At 70.4% G+C, this 18,878-nt stretch carries 18 protein-coding genes and 2 pseudogenes; 9 read left to right on the top strand and 11 right to left on the bottom strand.

Annotation, left to right across the window (positions count from 1 at the left end; translation table 11 throughout):
• The first annotated feature begins 168 nt into the window (after nucleotides 1-168).
• The 3 genes and pseudogenes from OG966_RS10050 (at nucleotide 169) to OG966_RS10040 (ending at nucleotide 2,567) form a co-directional block, all read left to right on the top strand.
• A complete protein-coding gene (locus OG966_RS10050) occupies nucleotides 169-1,746 on the top strand; it encodes a TROVE domain-containing protein (protein ID WP_326649130.1) in 1,578 nt (525 codons plus the stop codon).
• 94 nt (nucleotides 1,747-1,840) lie between these two features.
• Nucleotides 1,841-2,297 (top strand): annotated as a pseudogene (locus OG966_RS10045) (1-aminocyclopropane-1-carboxylate deaminase); the annotation flags it as partial.
• A gap of 39 nt (nucleotides 2,298-2,336) precedes the next feature.
• Nucleotides 2,337-2,567 carry a hypothetical protein gene (locus tag OG966_RS10040; RefSeq protein ID WP_326649129.1) on the top strand — a complete coding sequence of 77 codons (231 nt, stop codon included), beginning with the start codon at nucleotides 2,337-2,339 and terminating at the stop codon, nucleotides 2,565-2,567.
• A gap of 75 nt (nucleotides 2,568-2,642) precedes the next feature.
• On the opposite strand, the gene OG966_RS10035 is transcribed toward OG966_RS10040, so the two are convergent.
• The 3 genes from OG966_RS10035 to OG966_RS10025 form a co-directional block, all read right to left on the bottom strand.
• Nucleotides 2,643-3,860, bottom strand: coding sequence for a TerD family protein (locus OG966_RS10035; protein ID WP_326649128.1), 1,218 nt, complete (start codon nucleotides 3,858-3,860; stop codon nucleotides 2,643-2,645).
• 47 nt (nucleotides 3,861-3,907) lie between these two features.
• Nucleotides 3,908-4,126, bottom strand: coding sequence for a hypothetical protein (locus OG966_RS10030; protein WP_326649127.1), 219 nt, complete (start codon nucleotides 4,124-4,126; stop codon nucleotides 3,908-3,910).
• Nucleotides 4,127-4,208: 82 nt separating this feature from the next.
• The gene (locus OG966_RS10025) at nucleotides 4,209-5,033 is read right to left on the bottom strand and encodes an NAD-dependent epimerase/dehydratase family protein (RefSeq protein WP_326649126.1); all 825 of its coding nucleotides are present in this window, start codon (nucleotides 5,031-5,033) and stop codon (nucleotides 4,209-4,211) included.
• Nucleotides 5,034-5,273: 240 nt separating this feature from the next.
• On the opposite strand from OG966_RS10025, the gene OG966_RS10020 reads away from it, so the two are divergent.
• The gene (locus OG966_RS10020) at nucleotides 5,274-6,218 is read left to right on the top strand and encodes a 5-dehydro-4-deoxyglucarate dehydratase (RefSeq protein ID WP_326649125.1); all 945 of its coding nucleotides are present in this window, start codon (nucleotides 5,274-5,276) and stop codon (nucleotides 6,216-6,218) included.
• Nucleotides 6,215-7,378 (top strand): hypothetical protein, encoded by a 1,164-nt coding sequence (locus tag OG966_RS10015; protein ID WP_326649124.1) that lies wholly within the window; start codon nucleotides 6,215-6,217, stop codon nucleotides 7,376-7,378. Before OG966_RS10020 ends, OG966_RS10015 begins: the two co-directional genes overlap by 4 nt.
• Nucleotides 7,379-7,562: 184 nt before the next feature.
• Here the strand turns inward: OG966_RS10015 and OG966_RS10010 are convergent, their stop codons facing one another.
• From OG966_RS10010 to OG966_RS09990, 5 genes are all read right to left on the bottom strand, one after another.
• Nucleotides 7,563-9,008, bottom strand: coding sequence for a peptidoglycan D,D-transpeptidase FtsI family protein (locus OG966_RS10010; RefSeq protein WP_326649123.1), 1,446 nt, complete (start codon nucleotides 9,006-9,008; stop codon nucleotides 7,563-7,565).
• A 91-nt stretch (nucleotides 9,009-9,099) separates the two neighbouring features.
• Nucleotides 9,100-9,771 (bottom strand): response regulator transcription factor, encoded by a 672-nt coding sequence (locus tag OG966_RS10005; protein ID WP_326649122.1) that lies wholly within the window; start codon nucleotides 9,769-9,771, stop codon nucleotides 9,100-9,102.
• Nucleotides 9,768-11,021: a sensor histidine kinase gene (locus OG966_RS10000; RefSeq protein ID WP_326649121.1), complete on the bottom strand. Its 1,254-nt coding sequence runs from the start codon at nucleotides 11,019-11,021 to the stop codon at nucleotides 9,768-9,770. The genes OG966_RS10005 and OG966_RS10000 overlap by 4 nt, the downstream gene beginning before the upstream one ends.
• A complete protein-coding gene (locus OG966_RS09995; RefSeq protein WP_326649120.1) occupies nucleotides 11,018-12,007 on the bottom strand; it encodes a hypothetical protein in 990 nt (329 codons plus the stop codon). Before OG966_RS09995 ends, OG966_RS10000 begins: the two co-directional genes overlap by 4 nt.
• 207 nt (nucleotides 12,008-12,214) lie before the next feature.
• Nucleotides 12,215-12,985 carry an IclR family transcriptional regulator gene (locus OG966_RS09990; RefSeq protein ID WP_326649119.1) on the bottom strand — a complete coding sequence of 257 codons (771 nt, stop codon included), beginning with the start codon at nucleotides 12,983-12,985 and terminating at the stop codon, nucleotides 12,215-12,217.
• Between the two features lie 129 nt (nucleotides 12,986-13,114).
• Between OG966_RS09990 and OG966_RS09985 the strand changes: the two genes are divergently transcribed.
• From OG966_RS09985 to OG966_RS09970, 4 genes and pseudogenes are all read left to right on the top strand, one after another.
• Nucleotides 13,115-14,653 (top strand): aldehyde dehydrogenase (NADP(+)), encoded by a 1,539-nt coding sequence (locus OG966_RS09985; RefSeq protein WP_326649118.1) that lies wholly within the window; start codon nucleotides 13,115-13,117, stop codon nucleotides 14,651-14,653.
• Nucleotides 14,654-14,657: 4 nt separating this feature from the next.
• Nucleotides 14,658-15,269, top strand: coding sequence for a DUF1349 domain-containing protein (locus tag OG966_RS09980; protein WP_326649117.1), 612 nt, complete (start codon nucleotides 14,658-14,660; stop codon nucleotides 15,267-15,269).
• Between the two features lie 103 nt (nucleotides 15,270-15,372).
• Nucleotides 15,373-15,528 (top strand): annotated as a pseudogene (locus OG966_RS09975) (AraC family transcriptional regulator); the annotation flags it as partial.
• 52 nt (nucleotides 15,529-15,580) lie between these two features.
• Nucleotides 15,581-16,057 carry a GNAT family N-acetyltransferase gene (locus tag OG966_RS09970; protein WP_326649116.1) on the top strand — a complete coding sequence of 159 codons (477 nt, stop codon included), beginning with the start codon at nucleotides 15,581-15,583 and terminating at the stop codon, nucleotides 16,055-16,057.
• A gap of 267 nt (nucleotides 16,058-16,324) precedes the next feature.
• Here OG966_RS09970 and OG966_RS40775 read toward each other — a convergent pair whose 3' ends face one another.
• The 3 genes from OG966_RS40775 to OG966_RS09960 all read right to left on the bottom strand — a co-directional run bounded on the left by OG966_RS40775 (nucleotide 16,325) and on the right by OG966_RS09960 (nucleotide 18,544).
• Complete coding sequence (locus OG966_RS40775) at nucleotides 16,325-16,552, bottom strand: DUF7848 domain-containing protein (protein ID WP_442806677.1); 228 nt, start codon at nucleotides 16,550-16,552, stop codon at nucleotides 16,325-16,327.
• Between the two features lie 298 nt (nucleotides 16,553-16,850).
• Nucleotides 16,851-18,062, bottom strand: coding sequence for a helix-turn-helix domain-containing protein (locus OG966_RS09965; RefSeq protein WP_326649115.1), 1,212 nt, complete (start codon nucleotides 18,060-18,062; stop codon nucleotides 16,851-16,853).
• A 299-nt stretch (nucleotides 18,063-18,361) separates the two neighbouring features.
• The gene (locus tag OG966_RS09960; protein ID WP_326649114.1) at nucleotides 18,362-18,544 is read right to left on the bottom strand and encodes a hypothetical protein; all 183 of its coding nucleotides are present in this window, start codon (nucleotides 18,542-18,544) and stop codon (nucleotides 18,362-18,364) included.
• Nucleotides 18,545-18,878: the final 334 nt, after the last annotated feature.

Below are 18,878 nucleotides of genomic sequence, written 5' to 3'. Positions count from 1 at the left end.
TGCGCAGGCAACGGTTACTTCCTCCGACCTGGAGGCTGCGGGTTCACATCCCGTCCAGCCACGGCTGGTGGTGAAATCCGGAATCACGCCCGGCACAAGTCCGTCGCCGACTCCTGATCCCGGGCACCCCTTTGCTGCGCTTCCCCCAAAGAATTCGGGGGAATTCACATGGCACGCTTCAACACCCGCACCGCCAAGGCAGGGGCCACGTCGCCCGTGCGGTCGACCGGCCGCGCCGTCCGCACCCACCAGGCCGGCGTCGGCGCCGAGCGCGACGCACGCTCCGAGCTCTTTCTGCTGGCCGTCGCCAACTTCGTTTCGCAGCAGACCTTTTACGAGTCGGGCGGCGACCGCGACGACCGCTTCACCGCCCTTGTACGCCGGCTCGCCGTCGAGGACCCGGAGTGGACCGCCGGCCTGCTCGCGTGGCTGCGCGGCGAGGGCAATATGCGGACCGCCTCCATCGTCGGCGCCGCCGAATACGTCAAGGCGCGCCTCGACGCGTCCGTGACCGCGGGTCCGGCGAACCGTCAGGTCGTCGACTCCGTGCTGCGGCGTGCCGACGAGCCCGGTGAAATGCTCGGCTACTGGACCTCGCAGTACGGCCGCAATGTCCCCAAGCCCGTCAAGCGCGGCATCGCGGATGCCGTCTCCCGCCTCTACAGCGGAAAGTCGCTGCTGAAGTACGACACCGCCTCCAAGGGCTACCGCTTCGGCGACATCCTCAACCTTGTGCACGCCTCGCCCGACCCCGGGAAGCCGTGGCAGGGCGCGCTGTTCCAGTACGCCCTCGACCGTCGGCACAACCCGGACACGGCCGAGCCGCCCGCCTCGAACCGCACGCTCACCGCCCACCGGGCGCTGATGGCGGTGCCCGTCGCCGAGCGGCGCGCGGTGATCACTGCGGCCGACGGCGCGGCGCGCCTCGCCGGGGCAGGCATGACCTGGGAGGCGCTCGCAGGCTGGCTGCAGGGCCCGATGGACGCGGCGGCCTGGGAGGCCGTCATCCCGTCGATGGGGCCGATGGCGCTGGTCCGCAACCTGCGGAACTTCGACGAGGCCGGTGTCTCGGACCGGGTCGCCGCGCGCGTTGCCGCGGAGATCTCGGACCCCGACGTGGTCGCCGCGTCGCGGCAGTTCCCCTTCCGCTACCTTGCCGCGTACCAGCACGCACCTTCGCTGCGCTGGTCGTACCCGCTGGAGCGGGCCCTGGGCCACTCGCTGGCCAATGTGCCCGCACTGCCCGGCCGGACGCTGATCCTGGTCGATCGTTCGGGCTCCATGTGGGCGCGGCTTTCGGACCGCTCCGAGCTCAATCGCGCCGACGCGGCCGCGGTGTTCGGTGCGGCGGTGGCGATGCGGGCGGACCGAGCGGATCTCGTCGAGTTCGGTACGAGCAGTGCACCCGTGAAGTACCGCGAGGGTGAGTCCGTACTGAAGGTCCTTGAGCGGTTCGGCGATCTCGGTGGCACGAACACCACCGAGGCGGTCCGCGAGCACTACAAGAAGCACGACCGGGTGCTGATCGTCACCGACGAGCAGGCGGCTGACAGCTACTGGGGCGACCCGACCGAGCAGGTCCCGGTGGACATCCCGGTCTACACGTGGAACCTGGCGGGTTACCGGGCCGGCCACGCACCGTCGGGCAAGCCGAACCGGCACACCTTCGGGGGGCTCACGGACGCGGCCTTCCGCATGGTGCCGCTGCTCGAGCGGGGCCGGGACGCGGACTGGCCCTGGAAGTGATCCCTGCCCCAGGGCTGCGACACCCTGGCGCCCATCGGTGGAGCGCGGTCCAGCCACACCCGCCAGGGCGCGGCCGTCGCGGCCCCCGGGCTCCGTCTGCTCGGTCACCGGCAGTACACAGGCGGGAATGATCGTGGGCTCCGCGGGCTTCACGGGCTTCGCGGCGCTCAAGGAGGCCGGCGGCCGGCCGAGGCGCGTGATCGGTATCGATGCTTCGGACGCCCCGGAGCGGAGCCGGGAGCAGATCGTACGCATCGCGCGCAAGACCGCCTCACTCATCGGAGTGGAGCGGGAGCTATGGGATCAGGACATCGGGCATCCCCGCGCGATATCACGCGGGAACATACGGCGTCCCGGAAGACGCGACGCCGGAGGCGATGCGTCCTTCGGGACGAACCGAGGGGACGGTGACGGATCCGGTGTACGAGGAGAAGTCGATGGCCGGGATGACAGACCTGGTCACACGTGGTGAGATCGGGTCCGAAGCGACCGTGCTCCATGCCCGTCCCGGCGGCCGGCCGGCGCCCGATGCCTATAGCGCGCTGTTCTGACGTGGCGTGGCGGGGGCCCGAGGGCGCATACTCGAGGTAATGACAAAGTCAGCCGGATCCCGGCGCTACCTGCCCTCCAGTCCCTTCAACAAACCGGCCGCGGCGTCCCCACCCATTGAGCAATACCAAGTGGGGGACCGGGTCTCGCACGACCAGTTCGGACTCGGAAGAGTCATCGCAGTCGAGGGCGACAACGCCGCTGTGCTCGTCGACTTCTCCGGGCGCCAGGGAAGAATCCTGAGCCCATACTCCAAGCTGGCCAAACTCTGAGGACCTGGCCCCCGGGCCCGCCATCACCTAGCAGCGATGGCGGCCCCGGTGGGGCGGGTCACGGTGCTTTGTGGGTCACAGTGCCTGGGCGGCCGGCTTGACCATGCCGCGCACGGTGCGGGACTTCACGAAATCGCCCATGGCTGTCATGTCCCACTCGCCCGAGAACTGCTTGATCAGTTTCGCCATCATGACGCCGGTCTGCGGCTCCGCGCCGGTGAGATCGAAGCGGACCAGCTCCTCGCCCGTCGCCGCGTCGATCAGCCGGCAGTAAGCCTTGGCCACCTCGGTGAACTTCTGTCCCGAGAATGAGTTGACGGTGAAGACCAGGCCCGTCGCATCGGCAGGAAGCCGGCCCAGATCAACGACGATCACCTCGTCGTCGCCCGCGCCCTCACCTGTCAGATTGTCGCCGGAGTGCTTGATCGCGCCGTTCAGGATCGAGAGCTTGCCGAAGTAGCAGCTGTCCAGGTGGTTGCGGTTGGGGCCGTAGGCGATGACGGACGCGTCGAGGTCGATGTCCTTGCCGCGGAACGCGGGCTCCCAGCCGAGGCCCATCTTGACCTGCGAGAGCAGCGGCCGGCCGCCCTTGACCAGGGAGACGGTCTGGTTCTTCTGGAGGCTGACCCGCCCCTTGTCCAGATTGATCTTTCCGGCGCCGGCGGCGGGAGCGGCCGGGGGCGCGGAGGGGACGGGCGGAGCCGACGCGGCCAGTCGCGGATCGGCCGGCGGCGCTGCCGGTGCGGACGCGGGGGTGGGTGCGGCGGCCGGAGCGGGCGCGGCGGCGGGCTCCTCGTCGACGGAGACGCCGAAGTCGGTGGCGATGCCCGCCAGCCCGTTCGCATAGCCCTGGCCGACCGCACGGGCCTTCCAGACGCCGTTACGGAGGTAGATCTCCACGACGACCAGCGCGGTCTCGGCACCGAGCTGCGGCGGTGTGAAGGTGGCGAGCACGCTGCCGTCGTCGGCGCTGCGGATGGTGGCGGTCGGCTCGATGCCCTGAAAGGTCTGTCCCGCGGCGTCCGGGCTCGCCGTGACGACGATCTTCTCGATGCCCGGCGGGACGGCAGCGGTGTCCACCACGATCGCGTCGGGCGCACTGCCGCCGCCGGAGCGGTAACTGACACCAGGGCCCGTCGGCTGGTTGTAGAAGATGAAGTCGTCGTCGGAGCGCACCTTGCCGTCGGCGGTGAGCAGCAGGCCCGATACGTCGAGCCGCACCGGGGCGGCGACGTCCACCGCCACGCGGGCGACGGAGAGAGGGATGTTCGAGCCGGGGGTCATAGCTGTCATGCCTGGGGTAACGAGCGAGGGCGCTTTACCGTTCCCTTACCTTCGGGCTATCGGTTGCGCGGGTGGTTGCGGGCCGTGCGTTCGTTGCCGAACTTGTATGCGCCGGTCCAGCGGGCCATGACCAGCTGCGCGTCGCCCGACTCCACCTCGGCCAGGAACTTCTCCGCGCGGGCGCCGCGCAGCGTGCCGGCCGCGCGGCCGCGGTGGGTGATGACGACGCTGCCGTCGCCGTGCTGCGCGTAGTTGAATCCGAAGGGCCTGGCCATGGCCCACATCATGGCCGGAGCACGTCCCGCCCGGCACGCGAATATCCACGTCCCGCCCGGCAAACGGATATCCGGGGTGCGATCAGTACGGCCACTGGGGCGGGTTGGTGGTGAAGTGGCCGCCGAGGTGCGCGTGGTCCGGGTTGTCCGGGTCGAGCTCGCCCTGTTGCGCGACGAGCTTCTCGGCGTACTGCTCCGAGTCGTCCTGCGGCTCGTAGCCGAGAGCGCGCGCCGTCGTGAGATCCCACCACAGGCGGCTGTTGGCGGAGGAGCCGTAGACGACGGCGTGGCCGACGTGCTCGGCGGTGAGCGCGGCGTGGAAGAGGCGGGCGCCGTCGCCCGGGCTCATCCAGACCGACAGCATCCGTACGGACGTCGGCTCCATGAAGCAGGAGCCGATGCGGACGGAGACGGTCTCGAGGCCGTGCAGATCCCAGTAGAGCTGGGCCAGATCCTCGCCGAAGCACTTGGACAGGCCGTAGAAGGTGTCGGGGCGGCGCGGGGTGTCGATGGGGATCAGCTGGTCCGGCGCGAAGGGTGGCTGCCCCAGGGGGCGCGGGGTGAAGCCGACCGCGTGGTTGCTGGAGGCGAAGACGATGCGTCCGATGCCCTCCTCGCGGGCCGCCTCGTAGAGGTTGTACGTCCCTTCGATGTTCGCGCGCAGGATCTTCTCGAAGGGGGCTTCCAGCGAGATTCCCGCGAGGTGAATGATCGCGTCAACGCCCTGTACCGCTTCGCGCAGCGCCTCCTTGTCGGCGAGGTCGGCGGTGACCGCCTCCGGCACCCCCTCGATGGGAGTGGCGTCGAAGAGGCGGAGCTCGTAGCCGTACGCGGGCAGCAGCCCCCGCATCAGTGTGCCGAGGCCGCCTGCGGCGCCGGTGAGCAGGACGGTGCGGGGAGCGGGCATGGGTGGATCTCCTCGAGGTGCTCAGGTCCGTAGACGGCATTCACATGTGTGGACATGCTGAGGGGCGGTCCGGGCACCGTCAAGTGTGGCGTGGAGGGACCGGCTCCGCCTCTGGGTTGCGGTTTTCCGTCTTGACCGGCGCCATGCGGCTGCCTTAGCGTGACGGCGTTCAGAAGTGTGGACATCGATCAGAATGGTGCACGGGTCGCGGAGGCTCTGTGCACGGCCCAGGGAGCGCCCGTGACTTCAGCCCCGCTCGCCGCCCGGCTCGCCCGGGCCCAAGGACCGCTGTTCTTCCCCGTCACCGCGTACGGGCCGGACGGCGCCCTCGACCTCGATGCCTTCCGCGCACATGTGAGAACCGGTATCGACGCCGGCGCGGCCGCGGTCTTCGCCTGCTGCGGCACGGGAGAGTTCCACGCCCTGACCCCCGAGGAGTTCCGCGACTGCGTCGCCGCGGCCGTCGAGGAGACGGCGGGCGAGGTGCCCGTCGTCGCCGGCGCCGGCTACGGCACCGCGCTCGCCGTCCGGTTCGCGACGCTCGCCGAAGAGGCGGGCGCGGACGGGCTGCTCGCCATGCCGCCCTACCTCGTCATCGCCGACCAGCGCGGACTCCTGCGCCACTACACCGCGCTCGCAGCCGCCACCTCCCTCGACGTCATCGTCTACCAGCGCGACAACGCCGTCTTCGCTCCCGAGACGGTCGTCGGACTCGCGCAGGTCGACGGCATCATCGGCCTCAAGGACGGCTACGGCGACCTCGATCTGATGCAGCGCATCATCAGCGCGGTCCGCCGCGACCTGCCCGACCAGGACTTCCTCTACTTCAACGGGCTGCCCACCGCCGAACTCACCGGCCTCGCCTACCGGGGTATCGGCGTCACCCTGTACTCCTCCGCCGTCTTCGCCTTCGCGCCCGACATCGCCATCGCCTTCCACCGAGCGCTGACCACCGGCGACGACAAGACGGTCGGCAGACTGCTGGACGGCTTCTACGTGCCGCTGGTCGAACTGCGCAATCTCGGCCGCGGATACGCCGTGTCGCTCGTCAAGGCGGGCGTGCGGCTGGGAGGTCTGGACGTCGGCGAGGTGCGGCCGCCGCTGAGCGAACCCCTGGCTCTCCACATCAAGGCCCTGGCGGCACTGATCGAGCGCGGCCGTGCCCTGCTGGAGGAGAGCGCGTGAAGACCTCCGCCTTCCTCTACCCTTGGGACGTCGTCGGCGACCCGGACGCCGCCTCCCGTATCGCGGACCTCGGCGTCCAGCAGGTCACCCTGGCCGCCGCCTACCACTCCACCCGGGCCCTGACACCGCGCCACCCCCGGCGCCGGGTCGTCACCGCGCAGCACGCCGCCGTGCTCTATGAGATGGACGAGGTGCGCTGGGCGGCCCGGGAGCTGCGCCCGTATGCCGCCGGGGCCTGGGCTCCCGGTGACGCCTACGGCGAAGCGGCCGCCGTCCTCACCGAAGCAGGACTCGAGGTGCACAGCTGGGTGGTCCTCGCGCACAACTCCCGCCTCGGCGCCGAGCGTCCGGACACCTCCGTGGTCAACGCCTACGGCGACCGCTACCCCTGGGCGCCCTGTATCGCGCAGCCCGCCGTCCGCGCACTGGTGGTGGAGCTGGCGGCGGAGGCGGCGACGCGGCCCGGTGCGCGCGGCACCGAGCTGGAGTCCTGCGGCTGGTACGGCTTCGCGCATCTGCACGCCCACGACAAGACCGCGGGTGTGGGTCTCGGCGATGCGGCGCAGTATCTGATGTCGCTCTGCTTCTGCGCCGCCTGCCGCGCCGGCTACGTACAACAGGGCCTGGACGCCAATCTGCTGGCCGCCGCTGTACGGCACGGCCTGGAACCGGTCTGGCAGGGCGCGGCGCCGGCCGACGCCGGGATCGAGAAGCTGCTCGGCGCCGAACTCGCCGCGGTCACCCTGGAGTTCCGGGCGCGAACCGCCCGTACGCTCCAGGAGGATACGGTCGCCGCGGTACGGGCCGCCGCCCCGGCGGGCTTCCAGGTGCTGCTGCACGCCGACCCCGTCGCGTACCACTGCGGGGCGAACGCCGGCGTCGACCCGGCGCACATCCTGTTCGTCGCCGACGGCGTGGTCGTGCCCTGCACCGCCGGGCCTCAACTGCTGACACCTTTCGCGGACCAGCGGGCCGAAGGCTCCGTGCTCGCCGCCAACTTCACGGTCGTCGGCGGTATGGGCGGCAGCCCCGGCGCGCTCGCGGACGACGCCGCCCGGGCGGCGGGACTCGGGGCGACCGAACTCCGGCTCTACCATGCGGGACTGGCGTCGGACACGGACCTGGCGCTGGTGTCGGACGCGCTGTCCCGCGCGGGTTGAGGCTCCGGGCCGGGTCTCGGCGTGCCGCTCACCGTCGCGCTGTTCGGCCCGGCGCTCTTCCTCGCCCCGTCGCGACCGCCGTCCCGGCCGGGCCGCGATCGACCCTGCCGAGCAGCTGCTCGGCGCCGAGCAGCCTCGCCCGACGTCAGGCAGCACCCGCCCCGGGGGTGAGCGTCCCCGCTCCTCACTCCAGGGCGGCCGCCATCATCTTCTGCGCGATCGGCGCGGCCAGACTGTTGCCGCTGACCTCCGAGCGGGCCGCGCCCGAATCCTCGATCATCACGGCGACCGCGACCTCCTTGCCGGTGTCGGCCTTTGCGTACGAGGTGAACCAGGCGTACGGCGTCTTGCTGTTCTTCTCGCCGTGCTGCGCGGTGCCCGTCTTGCCGCCCACCTCGGCCCCGTCGACCTTGGCGTTGGTCCCGGTGCCCTCGTTCACGACCGTCACCATCGCGCTGCGCAGCTGTTCGGCGGTCGAGGAGGAGACGATCCGCTGCGACTTCTCGTCCTCGAAGGACTGCAGTGTGTCGTTGTCCGCGTCGACGACCTTGGAGACCATGTGCGGCGACTCCAGTACGCCGTCGTTGGAGATCGCCGCAGAGACCATGGCCATCTGCAGTGGCGTCGCGGTCACATCGAACTGGCCGATGCCCGACAGCGCCGTCTGCGCCTTGTCCATGCCCGTCGGATACAGACTCGCCGAGGCCCGCACCGGCACGTCCTGCGTCGTGTCGTTGAAGCCGAACTTCTCCGCCATCGACCTGACCTTGTCCTGCCCGAGATCGGCGGCCATCTTCCCGAAGACGTTGTTGCAGGAGTACTGCAGTGCCGTGCGGATGGAGGCGTTCTCGCAGGGCGCGGCGGTGTTCTCGTTCTCCAGCACCGTGCGCGTGCCGGGCAGTGTGTAGGGATTCGGGCTCTCGGTCTTCTCGTCGGCCGAGCCGTAGAGGCCGTCTTCCAGCGCCGCCGCCGCGACGACCAGCTTGAACGTCGAGCCGGGCGGCAGCGGCTGTCGCAGCGCCCGGTTGACCAGCGGCTTGTCCTGGTCCGCGAGCAGCTTCTGCCAGGCGTCACCGTCCGTCGTCCCGCTGATCTTCGACGGGTCGTACGAGGGCGTGCTGACCATTCCCAGGATCTTCCCGGTCTTGGGGTCGATGGCGACGGCCGCGCCCTTGGTGTCGCCGAGCGCCCGGAAGCCGGCCTTCTGCACCGCCGGGTCGATGGTCGTCACCACATCGCCGGGCTCCTGCTGCTTCCCGGTGAGCGCGTCGACCGGGTTCTTCAGCCGGCTGTCGGTCCCGTCCAGGACCTCGCTGTAGATGCCTTCGAGCTGCGTGGCTCCGTACGCCTGCGAGCTGTAGCCGGTGACGGCCGAGTACAGCGAGCCGTGGGTGTAGGTGCGCTTGTACGCGAGATCATCACCCGCCGTCCTCTTCGAGCCGGTGACCGGTGATCCGGCCACGATGATGTCGCCGAGCGGCTGCGCGTACTGCGCGATGATCTTCCGCCGGTTGTGGTCGTCGTCCGCGAGCGCCCGGCCTTTGTACGCCTGGACCCAGGTCGCCCGCAGCAGCAGGGCGAGCACCAGCAGCAGGCTGAAGACCGCGGCATTCCTGATCGTCTTGTTCATCCCGCAGAAGAGACGAACGGGGCGGAGCGTGACGTTCCCTGTCTGCCCGGTTTCTCATGAATTCTTCATCCGGAGTGGCGGCGGACGGGCCTCACCGCGGCGAGATGAAGCCCGACTCGTACGCCGCGATCACCGCCTGCGTACGGTCCCGGGCGCCCGTCTTCGCCAGCACCGACGCCACATGGGTCTTCGTCGTCGCAGGTCCTACGCCCATCCGTCCGGCGATCTCCGCGTTGGTCAGGCCCTTGGCCATCAACCGCAGTACATCGGCCTCGCGCCCGGTCAGCCGCGCCGCCCACGGCGGCGGAGCCGCGGGCCGGCTGCGGCCGTACTCGGCGGCCAGCGAACGCACGGCGGCCGGGAAGAGCAGCGAGTCGCTCCGGGCGACCAGCCGGACCGCCTGGACCAGGTCCTCGGCCGCGGCGCGCTTGAGCAGGAATCCGGCCGCTCCGGCCCGCAGTGCGTCGTACACATAGGAGTCGTTCTCGAACGTCGTCACCACCACGATCCTCAACGGGGTCCTCCCGCCGGAGGCAGCCGGCGAGCCCAGGATCTGCTCGGTGGCCCGGATGCCGTCGATCTCCGGCATCCGGACATCCATCAGCACCACGTCGGGCCGCAGCTCACGGGCCACCGACACTGCCTCCGCGCCCGTGGCCGCCTCGCCGACGACCTCCAGATCGGGCTCGGCCTCGAGGATGACGCGCAGTGCCGTACGGACCATCCGCTCGTCGTCGGCGATGACCACCCGGATCGCGCTCATCGGCGGCCCGCCAGCGGGAGCCGGGCCGAGAGCCGCCACACCGCGTCCCGCGGGCCCGCCTGCGCGTGTCCGCCGAGCAGGGCGGCCCGCTCGGCGATACCGCGCACTCCGCGGCCGCCTCCCGGGCGGATGACCGGGGCCCTGCCGGGCAGCGGATTCTCCATCGTGATCTCCAACTCCTCGCCGCTCAGGACGATCCACAGGGATACCGGGCACGCTCCGGCATGGCGCAGAGCATTGCTCAGCCCCTCCTGGACGATGCGGTACGCCTCGCGCGAGACGAGCGCGGGGACAGCGGCCAGATCGCCGTCGGTGGTGAGCGAGACGGGAACACCGCTGCGGTCGAGCAGACCGTCCAGGGTGTCCAGGGCCGGTCCGGTGACCTGTCCGGCGGCGGCACCTTCGCGTTCGTCGGACCGGCGCAACAGGCCCAGTACGGAGTCGAGTTCGCCCACGGTCCGCCGGGTGGTCTCCTCGATCGCGGCCAGCGCTTCCCGTACGAACTCCGTATCGCTGTCCAGGACCTTGCGGGCCGCGCCCGCCTGCAGCGTGACGGCACTCAGCGCATGGCCGACCGAGTCGTGCAGCTCGCGGGCGAGGCGGTTGCGCTCGGCCAGCTCCGTCGCCCGCCGCTCCGCGGCGGCCAGCCGGTCCGCGGGGCTCGGCCCGAGCAGCACCGGGGCCTGGCGGGCCAGCAGGGCCCCGGCCGCCGCGGCGCAGCCCGCGAGCGCCACCAGCATGGCGATCCCGGCCGGCGGTGCCAGGGCCAGCGCCCACGGGTGGTCGAGGTGGTCGGGCACCATCATCAAGTCCCGCAGCCCGGCGGAGAGCGGCAGCGCGATCAGTGTCACCGCGAACGGCGGCAGCGCCAGGGACGCACCGCTGATCAGGGCGCCGAGCCCCACATGCAGCGTGAACCACCCCGAGGTCCGCACGCGCGCGGCCCCGGAGCGTGCCGGGCCGTCCGCGAACCGATCCGCCGGTACTCCGCACAGCGCCCGGGCCGCCGCCACCGAAAGCGGCCTGGCCAGCGGGAACAGTGCCGTGGCCGCGGCTATCGGGAGGGCGATGCCGTAGGCGCCGAACTGGAGCGGCAGGGAGTTGGAGAACATGCCCTTCGCGTCGACGAGTGGGCCGACGACCACGGTGCCGAGGAGCCAGTACGGCATCAACAGCGCGCCGCCCAGGATCAGATGGAGCCAGCGCAGCCTGGCCCGCGCACCGAACAGCGCCCCGAGGACTCTCTTCACGCGCCGCGCCGCCGCAGGAAGGAGACGGTGCCGGTGACGACGAGCAGACCGACGATCACGCCCACAGCGTAGGTCAGGGCCATCAACCCCGAGGCCCGCTCGCCTTCTTCGCCCCCCGGCAGCACTGCCGCGATCAGCAGCCAGACGCCCCAGCAGCCCACCGCGCCCGAGCCGAGCCAGGCCATGGCCAGCGGCGTCCTCAGCGGCAGCGCGCGGCCCCGGCGGAAGGCGATCAGCAGCACCCCGGTCACCGCCACGGCCACGAAGAGGGCGCTGATCCCTTCGAGCACGTAGAAGTCGGCCGTACGCTGCTCGATCCGCGTCGCGGAGAGACCGGTCGTCGCGCCGCACGCCCACAGCAGGCGCATCGTGGCGGGGAAGAGCGCGAGTACGGCGGCGGTCACAGCGGTCACCTTCAGTGTCCGCCCGGTGGCTGCGGTGGGCAGGTCCCAGACCCGGCCCCGCCACACATGGCTCCAGCGCTCACGCGCGTACAGCACGAAGAGTGTTCCAAGGGCCAGGCCCTGGACGATGAAGCCGGTGTAGACGACCCCGAAGACCCACTCGTCGAGGAAGGGCTTGTCCCCGGCCCGCCGGGACGGGGCGCCGGTGAAGGCGTGGGTCAGCAGCTGGACCGGGAAGCCGACCATGATCGGGAGGAGCAGGCCGCCCGCGATCCACAGGGGCACGGCCGGCAGCCAGGCGGGGACGCGGCGGCCCCAGGCCTGGGTGAGCAGTAGCGCGAGGACGATGACGGCGCCGTCCATCAGGACGGTGACGCTGTTGGCGACGGCCATCAGAGCGCGGTGCTCGAGCAGCACGCTGCCGTCCGGGATGCCGATCCGGCTGCCGGCTATCCAGGCGGTCTTGAGCGAGAGATACGGGACGCAGGAGGCGATCGCGACGGCGCACACCACGGTGCGGGTCCGTCCGGGGCCTGCCGGATCCGTGACCGGGAGAGCGGGAGTGAGCGGTGTCTCTGTCATGACGACAACGCTCCGGGACCCGGCCTCCCCGCACCTCCTGCGCTGCGACGATCCCCCTCCGCCGTGCGGTGGAGACGGATCGGCCCGCCAGGGTGAGAAGCGCCTCGGCGGTCTCCGCACCAGGTACGTGGGCGAAGCCCCGGTCAGTGCCGGTGACGACCGGCAGATCGCTGTCGTTCACTTCGCGCAGCGCGATCTGCGGGGCATTCAGAGCCTCCGGGTCGCCAGCGTCAGCCGGTCGCGCGCGTCGAAGAGCGCGTCCTTGATCATCTGCTCATGGCCGGGGGTCAGCCGGGCCACCGGCACCGAGCAGCTGATGGCGTCCCGCGCCGGGGTGCGGTACGGGATGGCGATGCCGAAGCAGCGCAGCCCGAGGGTGTTCTCCTCGCGGTCCACGGCGTAGCCCTGCTCACGGATGAGGTGCAGCTCCTCGATGAGCCTCTCCCGGTCGGTGATGGTGTGCTCGGTCAGCGGCGCCATGGTTTCCGGCAGCATCTTGCGCACCTGCTCGTCGCTGTGGGTGGCGAGCAGAGCCTTGCCCAGCGAGGTGGAGTGGGCGGGCAGCCGGCGGCCGACGCGGGTGAAGGGGCGCAGATAGTGCTGCGACTGACGGGTGGCGAGATAGACGACGTTGGTGCCGTCGAGCCGGGCGAGGTGAATGGTCTCGGTGGTGTCGTCGGAGAGCCGGTCCAGGGTGGGGCGGGCGGCCGCGACCACCTCGTCGCCGTCGATGTAGGAGGTGCCCACCAGCAGGGCGCGCACACCGATGCCGTACCGCGTGCCCGTCGCGTCCGTCTCCACCCAGCCGAGCTCGACCAGGGTGCGCAGCAGCATGTAGAGGCTGGACTTGGGGTAGCCGACGGCCTCCTGGACCGCGGCGAGGGAATGCATGCCGGGACGCCCCGCGAAGTATTCGAGCAATTCCACCGTCCGCACCGCGGACTTGACCTGAGCTCCACCGGAATCCGCAGTTGACATTGCTCTTCGCCCCTTCTTGACCGAGCAGAACGCCCGGAAATAGAGTCCCCATATATTCATCATCAGGAACACTGTTCAGAATACCGAACAAATCCTGCTGGATGGCAGAAGACCGGGAAGGAAGCCGCGGTGGCAGCAGCACCAGTCTGGAGTGTCGACCCCCGAACCGGGAACCCGCGTGAGCAGGTTGCGATCGAGTCATCACCTGAGGAGATCGACCTCGCGGTCCGCGCCGCGCACGCCGCCCGCCCCGCACTCGCCGACCGGAGTGTACGCGCGCGTCTGCTCCGCACCGCCGCCGACCTCCTCGACGAGGCCGGTGAGCATGTCATCGAGGCCGCCGACGCGGAGACCGCGCTCGGTCCCACCCGCCTCACCGGTGAACTCGCGCGCACCACCGCTCAGTTGCGGGCCTTCGCCGAGGTCGTGGACGCGGGCGCCTTCCTCGACATCCACATCGACCACGCCGACGGCAGCCGTACGCCGCCATGGCCCGATCTGCGCCGCTTCAAGATCCCGCTGGGCGTCGTCGCCGTCTACGCCGCCAGCAACTTCCCGCTCGCCTTCTCCGTACCCGGTGGCGACACCGCGAGCGCGCTGGCGGCCGGCTGCCCGGTCGTCGTCAAGGCCCACCCCGACCATCCCGGCACCTCCGAACTGTGCGCCTCCGTACTGCGCAGGGCGGCCCACCAGGTCGGCGTGCCCGAAGACGTCGTCACCCTCGTCCACGGCTTCGAGGCGGGCGTCGAGCTGGTCAGGCACCCGCTGGTCGCGGGCGCAGGCTTCACCGGATCCGTACGCGGCGGGCGTGCGCTCTTCGACGCCGCGGCCGCCAGGCCCGCCCCCATCCCCTTCCACGGTGAGCTCGGCTCCCTCAACCCCGTTGTGATCACCGAAGCGGCCGCCGGGGAGCGGGCCGAGCAGCTCGGCGCCGGGCTCGCGGGCTCGATGACCCTGGGCGAGGGCCAGTTCTGCACCAAGCCCGGCTTTGTGCTCGCTCCCGCCGGCGACGCGGGCGACCGGTTGCTCAAGTCCCTGACGGCGGCGGTCAGCGAGACCGAGCCCGGCGTGATGCTCGACCACCGGATGCGCGACGCCTTCGTCGCGGGAGTACGCGACCGGGCCGAACTGCCGGGGGTGGAGGCCCCGATCACCCCCGGCGCGGGCGGCGATCACACCGTGAGCGCCGGCTTCCTCTCCGTACCGGCTCGGCTGCTGGCTGCCGAAGGGCCGCACGATCTGCTGCTCGAGGAGTGCTTCGGCCCGGTAACCGTCGTCGCGCGGTACGAGTCCGAGGCCGAGATCACCGGAGTCCTCGGCCGGCTGCCCGGCAACCTCACCGCCACCCTGCACCTCTCCGACAGCGAGGCCGCGGGCGAGGGCCGGGGCGCGGAGCTGCTCGCCGAACTCACCCCGCTCGCGGGCCGCATCCTGGTCGACGGCTGGCCGACCGGTGTCGCCGTCGCCCCCGCCCAGCACCACGGCGGCCCCTACCCGGCCTCCACCTCCGGTTCCACCTCGGTCGGGGCCACCGCGATCGAGCGCTGGCTGCGCCCGGTCACGTACCAGACGACGCCCGGCGCGCTGCTCCCGCCCGAACTGCGCGACGAAAACCCGCTGGGGCTGCCGCGCCGGGTGGACGGCCGCCTCGAGACTCCGCGAAGCTGAGTCCGTGACCGAGCCCATCGACCTGCCCGAACTCCCTTTCCCGTTGCGCTCCTACGGCCCCGAGGCCAACTGGTCCTACGAGAAAGGGGTGCTGACCGGCTGGGCGGGAGCCAGGCAGGACCGCTTCGTACCGCCCGCCGGCGAGGCGCTGGAACCCGCCTCCGACGCGCCACGCCTGCTCGGTTCGCCGGAGGGCGACTTCCAGCTCATCGCGCGGGTCACCGTCGGCTTCGCCGCGGCCTTCGACGCCGGCGTGCTCTATCTGCACGTCGGCGAGCGGGAGTGGGCCAAGCTCTGCCTGGAGCTCTCCCCGGACAAGCCCACCATCTGCACGGTCGTCACCCGCGGCCACTCCGACGACGCCAACTCCTTCGAGGTGGCGGGCAGCGCATGGCTGCGGATCAGCCGGACGGGCAAGGCCTTCGCCTTCCACGCCTCGACGGACGGCGAGCACTGGACCTTCGTGCGGATCTTCGCCCTCGGGACGGAGGAGCAGGCCGGGGCCGCGCTCGTGGGCTTCCTGGCACAGTCCCCGGTGGGTGAGGGCTGTGTGGTGACGTTCGACCGGATCGAGTTCCGCGCGGGCTGGCCCGAGGGACTGCGCGACGGCAGCTGAGGGCGGACTGCCGACCGTGGGGCCCCGGGCCCGGATCCGGGCCCGCGCCTGGACCGCCCGGAAACCGGGCGGCGCCCGGCCGCATGCGGAGACCCAGCAGTGACTGCTCCACCGGCGCATCGAGCGTGCCCGCCAACTCCTCGAGACCACCGCCCTGCCGATGGAACAGCCCGCCCGCGCCGGCGGCCTCGGCACGGCTGACTCGCCGCGCCGGCACATCCGGCACCGCGTCGGCCGCACACCGAGCGCCCACCGAGCGCCTCCTCAGCCGGACCGCAACCGCCGGCTGATCTCCCGGCGTCACCACCACCGTGATCAGAACAGCCGTTCCCGCCGACCTGGACGCCATCGCCGCCCTCCACGCCGAGGCCCGCGCGAGCTACTACCGCGGCCATCTCCCGGACGACGCCTTCGACGGCCACGCCGAGCACGCCCGCACCCGCGCGGGCTGGGCCACCGCCATCGAGCGCGGGGCGGTGCTCTGCGCCGAGAAGGACGGGACCGTCGCCGGAGCCGCCGCTTTCCGCGAGGTCGGTACGGTCATGACACTCACCCAGCTCCATGTGGACCCCAAGCGGTGGCGCGACGGCATCGGCACCGCCCTGCACGCCGCCTGCGTCCAGGCCTGGCAGCGCGCCGGGGTCCGCACCGCCCGCCTCGAGGTCTTCGAGCACAACAGGCGCGCGCAGGCCTTCTACGCGTACCACGGCTGGCTCCCCGACCCGGACGAGCCGCGCGCAGACACCCATCTCGTGCTGCGCCTCACAGTGCCGCCCGCGGCGGAATGAGCCGCACCCGCAGCACGTTGACGCCGGAGCGGAGGAGGCCTCCGCGCCCCGGCCCCGTACAACCCTGGAGAGAATGAGCATGCGCGTCGAGATCTGGAGCGATATCGCCTGCCCTTGAACCAACGGAACACCAGGTTATCGCGGGCGGTCTGACCAGCGGGGATGAACCCAGAGAAAGCCCCGCCCATGACCCACGGGGGCAGGTCACAGACGGGGCCGGTTCCGACTCGCTGAGCTGTCTTGCTGCCGTCGCTCAGCGGGCCGGGGCTACTCGGCGCGGGTCACTCGGGCATGGTCTACGTACTCACGGCGGAACAGGTCGTGCCCGGTCCGGCCAGTGTGGGCAAGGGCCCAATCCTGGGCGTCGTCGGCATCATCCCGGGGTCCGCTGGTGTCACCGCATCCATGCGCCACGCACGTGATCAGCGCCGTGAGTCCGCCGTCTGGTACGTGTCTGATCACGTGGGCGACATACCGCAGTACGGAGCGGGTCACCGTTGCCCCCTTCCGTGAGGGTGCCGTCTGATCTCCACCGCCAGATCAGTGGCGTGCGAGGGGTCGTACGCGGGAGACCCTGCCTCTATCGCTTGTCCCCACTGTCCTGCCAGCGCTTTGCAGACGTCGCAGCCAGGCACGGGAATGGGCTTCTCCTGGGAGGGCTCCGTTAATTGGACTGCCGCTGTCATGGTCGTACTGCGCGCCATCGCTCGCACCCTCCGCCGTGTCTCGGATGCGCTGAGGATCTCGCCATGCCATGAGGGACTACAGGGACGGAACGGCCTACTTTTGCGGCCTAGTTGGCGACTCCCAGGAACTCAGCGAGTTTGCGCAAACCAGGGGGACGGGACGGCCCTGCCCACAGATCGCTGACTATGGCCACAGCGAGCGTGTGATGACGCATCCATGCCGGGGCAATCTGCCGCAGCCGCTCAAGAGCCTTCACAGCCCCCTCAGCGTTCCCTAGGTCGGCATGAGCCCGCGCTACGTCGAGCAAGAGCCACGTACGCCAGGAAGGGGGAGTATCGGCGCTCAGGCGCATTCCCTTTGCGAGGCTCAGTGCCTCTTCCGGCCGTGCATGTTGTACAGCGAGCCGGACACGCTCAATTCGTACGGACGACCGACTGAAGACCGAAACCATCTTGCTGTCGGCCGGAGCGGGCAGCGTGGCTAGGCGTCGCGTCGCATTCTCCGCTGTGGTCATCATGTCGTTCGCTGTGTCGTAGTCGCCGGAACGGGCAGCAGACGTTGCAGCGGACATGATCAGTCCACCCCATACGCGTAGCCCCTCAGCCGTCTGCCCGTGCTGCTTCTCGACACCATCAGCCGCGTAAACGGCAAGGTGCTCCGCGTCGTCCAATCGGTTCTGCCGCTGATAGTTCCAAGCCACAGAGTTACTGATCATCGGGGCTAGCAGCGGGTCGGAAGAGTCGGACGCAGCATTCATGGCGCGCTCAAGAGCTGACAGCGCAAGGTCCGTCTTGCCTAAACGGATGGCAAGGTGTCCGCCCAATTGCAGCGCCTTACCCAACGCAGCCTGCCCCGCTGCTCTCTCGTCGGTATTGCCCACAGCAGCAGTGAAGCGAGCGTCAGCGATGATGCCGGGCAGCACTTCCATAAGGCGGCCGAACTCGGCGTCGTGGTACAGGGTCCAGCCGTCAGCAATCTCGCGGCGGAGCAGCGCCAGGGACAGCCGCTCAGCACCGTTCGGCTCCGGGGGTGGGGCGAACAGCGGGGGTGAGATTGCGCGGCGCACAGCGACTAGCTGAGGGGGGTCCGCGTCGCCGTTGCTGGGCACTCCCGGCGGGTCGCCCAGCAGCGCCGTCAGCTCAACCCCTAGCCCACGAGACAGCGCGTGCAGGGTCGGCAGTCGTGCGCTGTGCTTCCGTCGCTGCTCTAGCTTTCGTACTACGTCCACGGACACGCCGGAGCGCTCCGCCAACCCCTCTTGCGTCAGATCAGCAAGACGGCGCAGACGCGCTAGCCGGTCGCCCAGGTGCTCAGCCATACAGCAAGCCTACGGGCGCAACTCCCCAGCGGGCAGGGCCGAACGCACGGAAGCCCCGCACCGGCCACCAGGAAGGCAGCGAGTACGGGGCTTCTGGTCATTCGGTCGGCGCGAATTCAAGAACGGCTGTGTGAGCCTCTGACGGCTGGTACACGTCCTCTGGGGATTCGGGGACCCAGCGGGCAAAGCGGCGTCTCTCGCGGGCGCGTATGACGTCTCTGCGCTGATCCGGCAGCCATTCCCACAGCGGGCGGCAGAGTTCCATGTCTGACAGCGCGAGTAGGGCTTTCAGCCGGTCGTCACCCATGCGTGTGCCCTGTCACCCGCAGCGGGTCACCCGGGTTCATTCGCAGGTAATCCCGGTACAGGTGCAGCGAGTTGGTCACTATCTCGCTGACGCTTGTCACCCCGGTAGCCGCCGTGATGTCACCCAGGTACTCCCGTGTGGCGTCGCTGTGTCTGACGCTGATTCGGTCTGTCATACGCTGTGCCTCCTCATGGAAAAGCCCTGGCCCTCCCGCCGGGGAAGACCAGGGCAGCTAGTTTTGAACGTGTTCAGTTTCAGTCGTCGTGTCGGCGTGGCTTGTCCCGCCGGGTGTATTTCCGGTAGCAGTCAGCGCAGCGAGGAACACGCGGGTCGGGCAGTAGAGAGCGGTGCACAAACTCTGTGTGTGGCTTACGCTCACCGCAGGTGCGGCAATACAGGGTCACATTCCGTCACCTTCTGAACTGGGCATCGTGTCTTTGAACCGGGCAGATCTCTTTCGGCCCTCCCCCGCGTTGTTCGTCCCCACATGATCGTTTAAGAACCCCCCA

This window comes from Streptomyces sp. NBC_01750 (assembly GCF_035918095.1).
Taxonomy (GTDB): Bacteria; Actinomycetota; Actinomycetes; order Streptomycetales; family Streptomycetaceae; genus Streptomyces.
Note: the sequence above shows the minus strand (reverse complement) of the source record. Positions and strands in the feature narration are given on the sequence as shown.

Coding starts and splice junctions, on each gene's coding strand:
- OG966_RS10050 (WP_326649130.1), top strand. CDS start 169: ATGGCACGCTTCAACACCCGCACCGCCAAGGCAGGGGCCACGTCGCCC.
- OG966_RS10040 (WP_326649129.1), top strand. CDS start 2,337: ATGACAAAGTCAGCCGGATCCCGGCGCTACCTGCCCTCCAGTCCCTTC.
- OG966_RS10035 (WP_326649128.1), bottom strand. CDS start 3,860: ATGACAGCTATGACCCCCGGCTCGAACATCCCTCTCTCCGTCGCCCGC.
- OG966_RS10030 (WP_326649127.1), bottom strand. CDS start 4,126: ATGGCCAGGCCCTTCGGATTCAACTACGCGCAGCACGGCGACGGCAGC.
- OG966_RS10025 (WP_326649126.1), bottom strand. CDS start 5,033: ATGCCCGCTCCCCGCACCGTCCTGCTCACCGGCGCCGCAGGCGGCCTC.
- OG966_RS10010 (WP_326649123.1), bottom strand. CDS start 9,008: ATGAACAAGACGATCAGGAATGCCGCGGTCTTCAGCCTGCTGCTGGTG.
- OG966_RS10005 (WP_326649122.1), bottom strand. CDS start 9,771: ATGAGCGCGATCCGGGTGGTCATCGCCGACGACGAGCGGATGGTCCGT.
- OG966_RS09995 (WP_326649120.1), bottom strand. CDS start 12,007: ATGACAGAGACACCGCTCACTCCCGCTCTCCCGGTCACGGATCCGGCA.
- OG966_RS09990 (WP_326649119.1), bottom strand. CDS start 12,985: ATGTCAACTGCGGATTCCGGTGGAGCTCAGGTCAAGTCCGCGGTGCGG.
- OG966_RS09965 (WP_326649115.1), bottom strand. CDS start 18,062: ATGGCTGAGCACCTGGGCGACCGGCTAGCGCGTCTGCGCCGTCTTGCT.
- OG966_RS09960 (WP_326649114.1), bottom strand. CDS start 18,544: ATGACAGACCGAATCAGCGTCAGACACAGCGACGCCACACGGGAGTAC.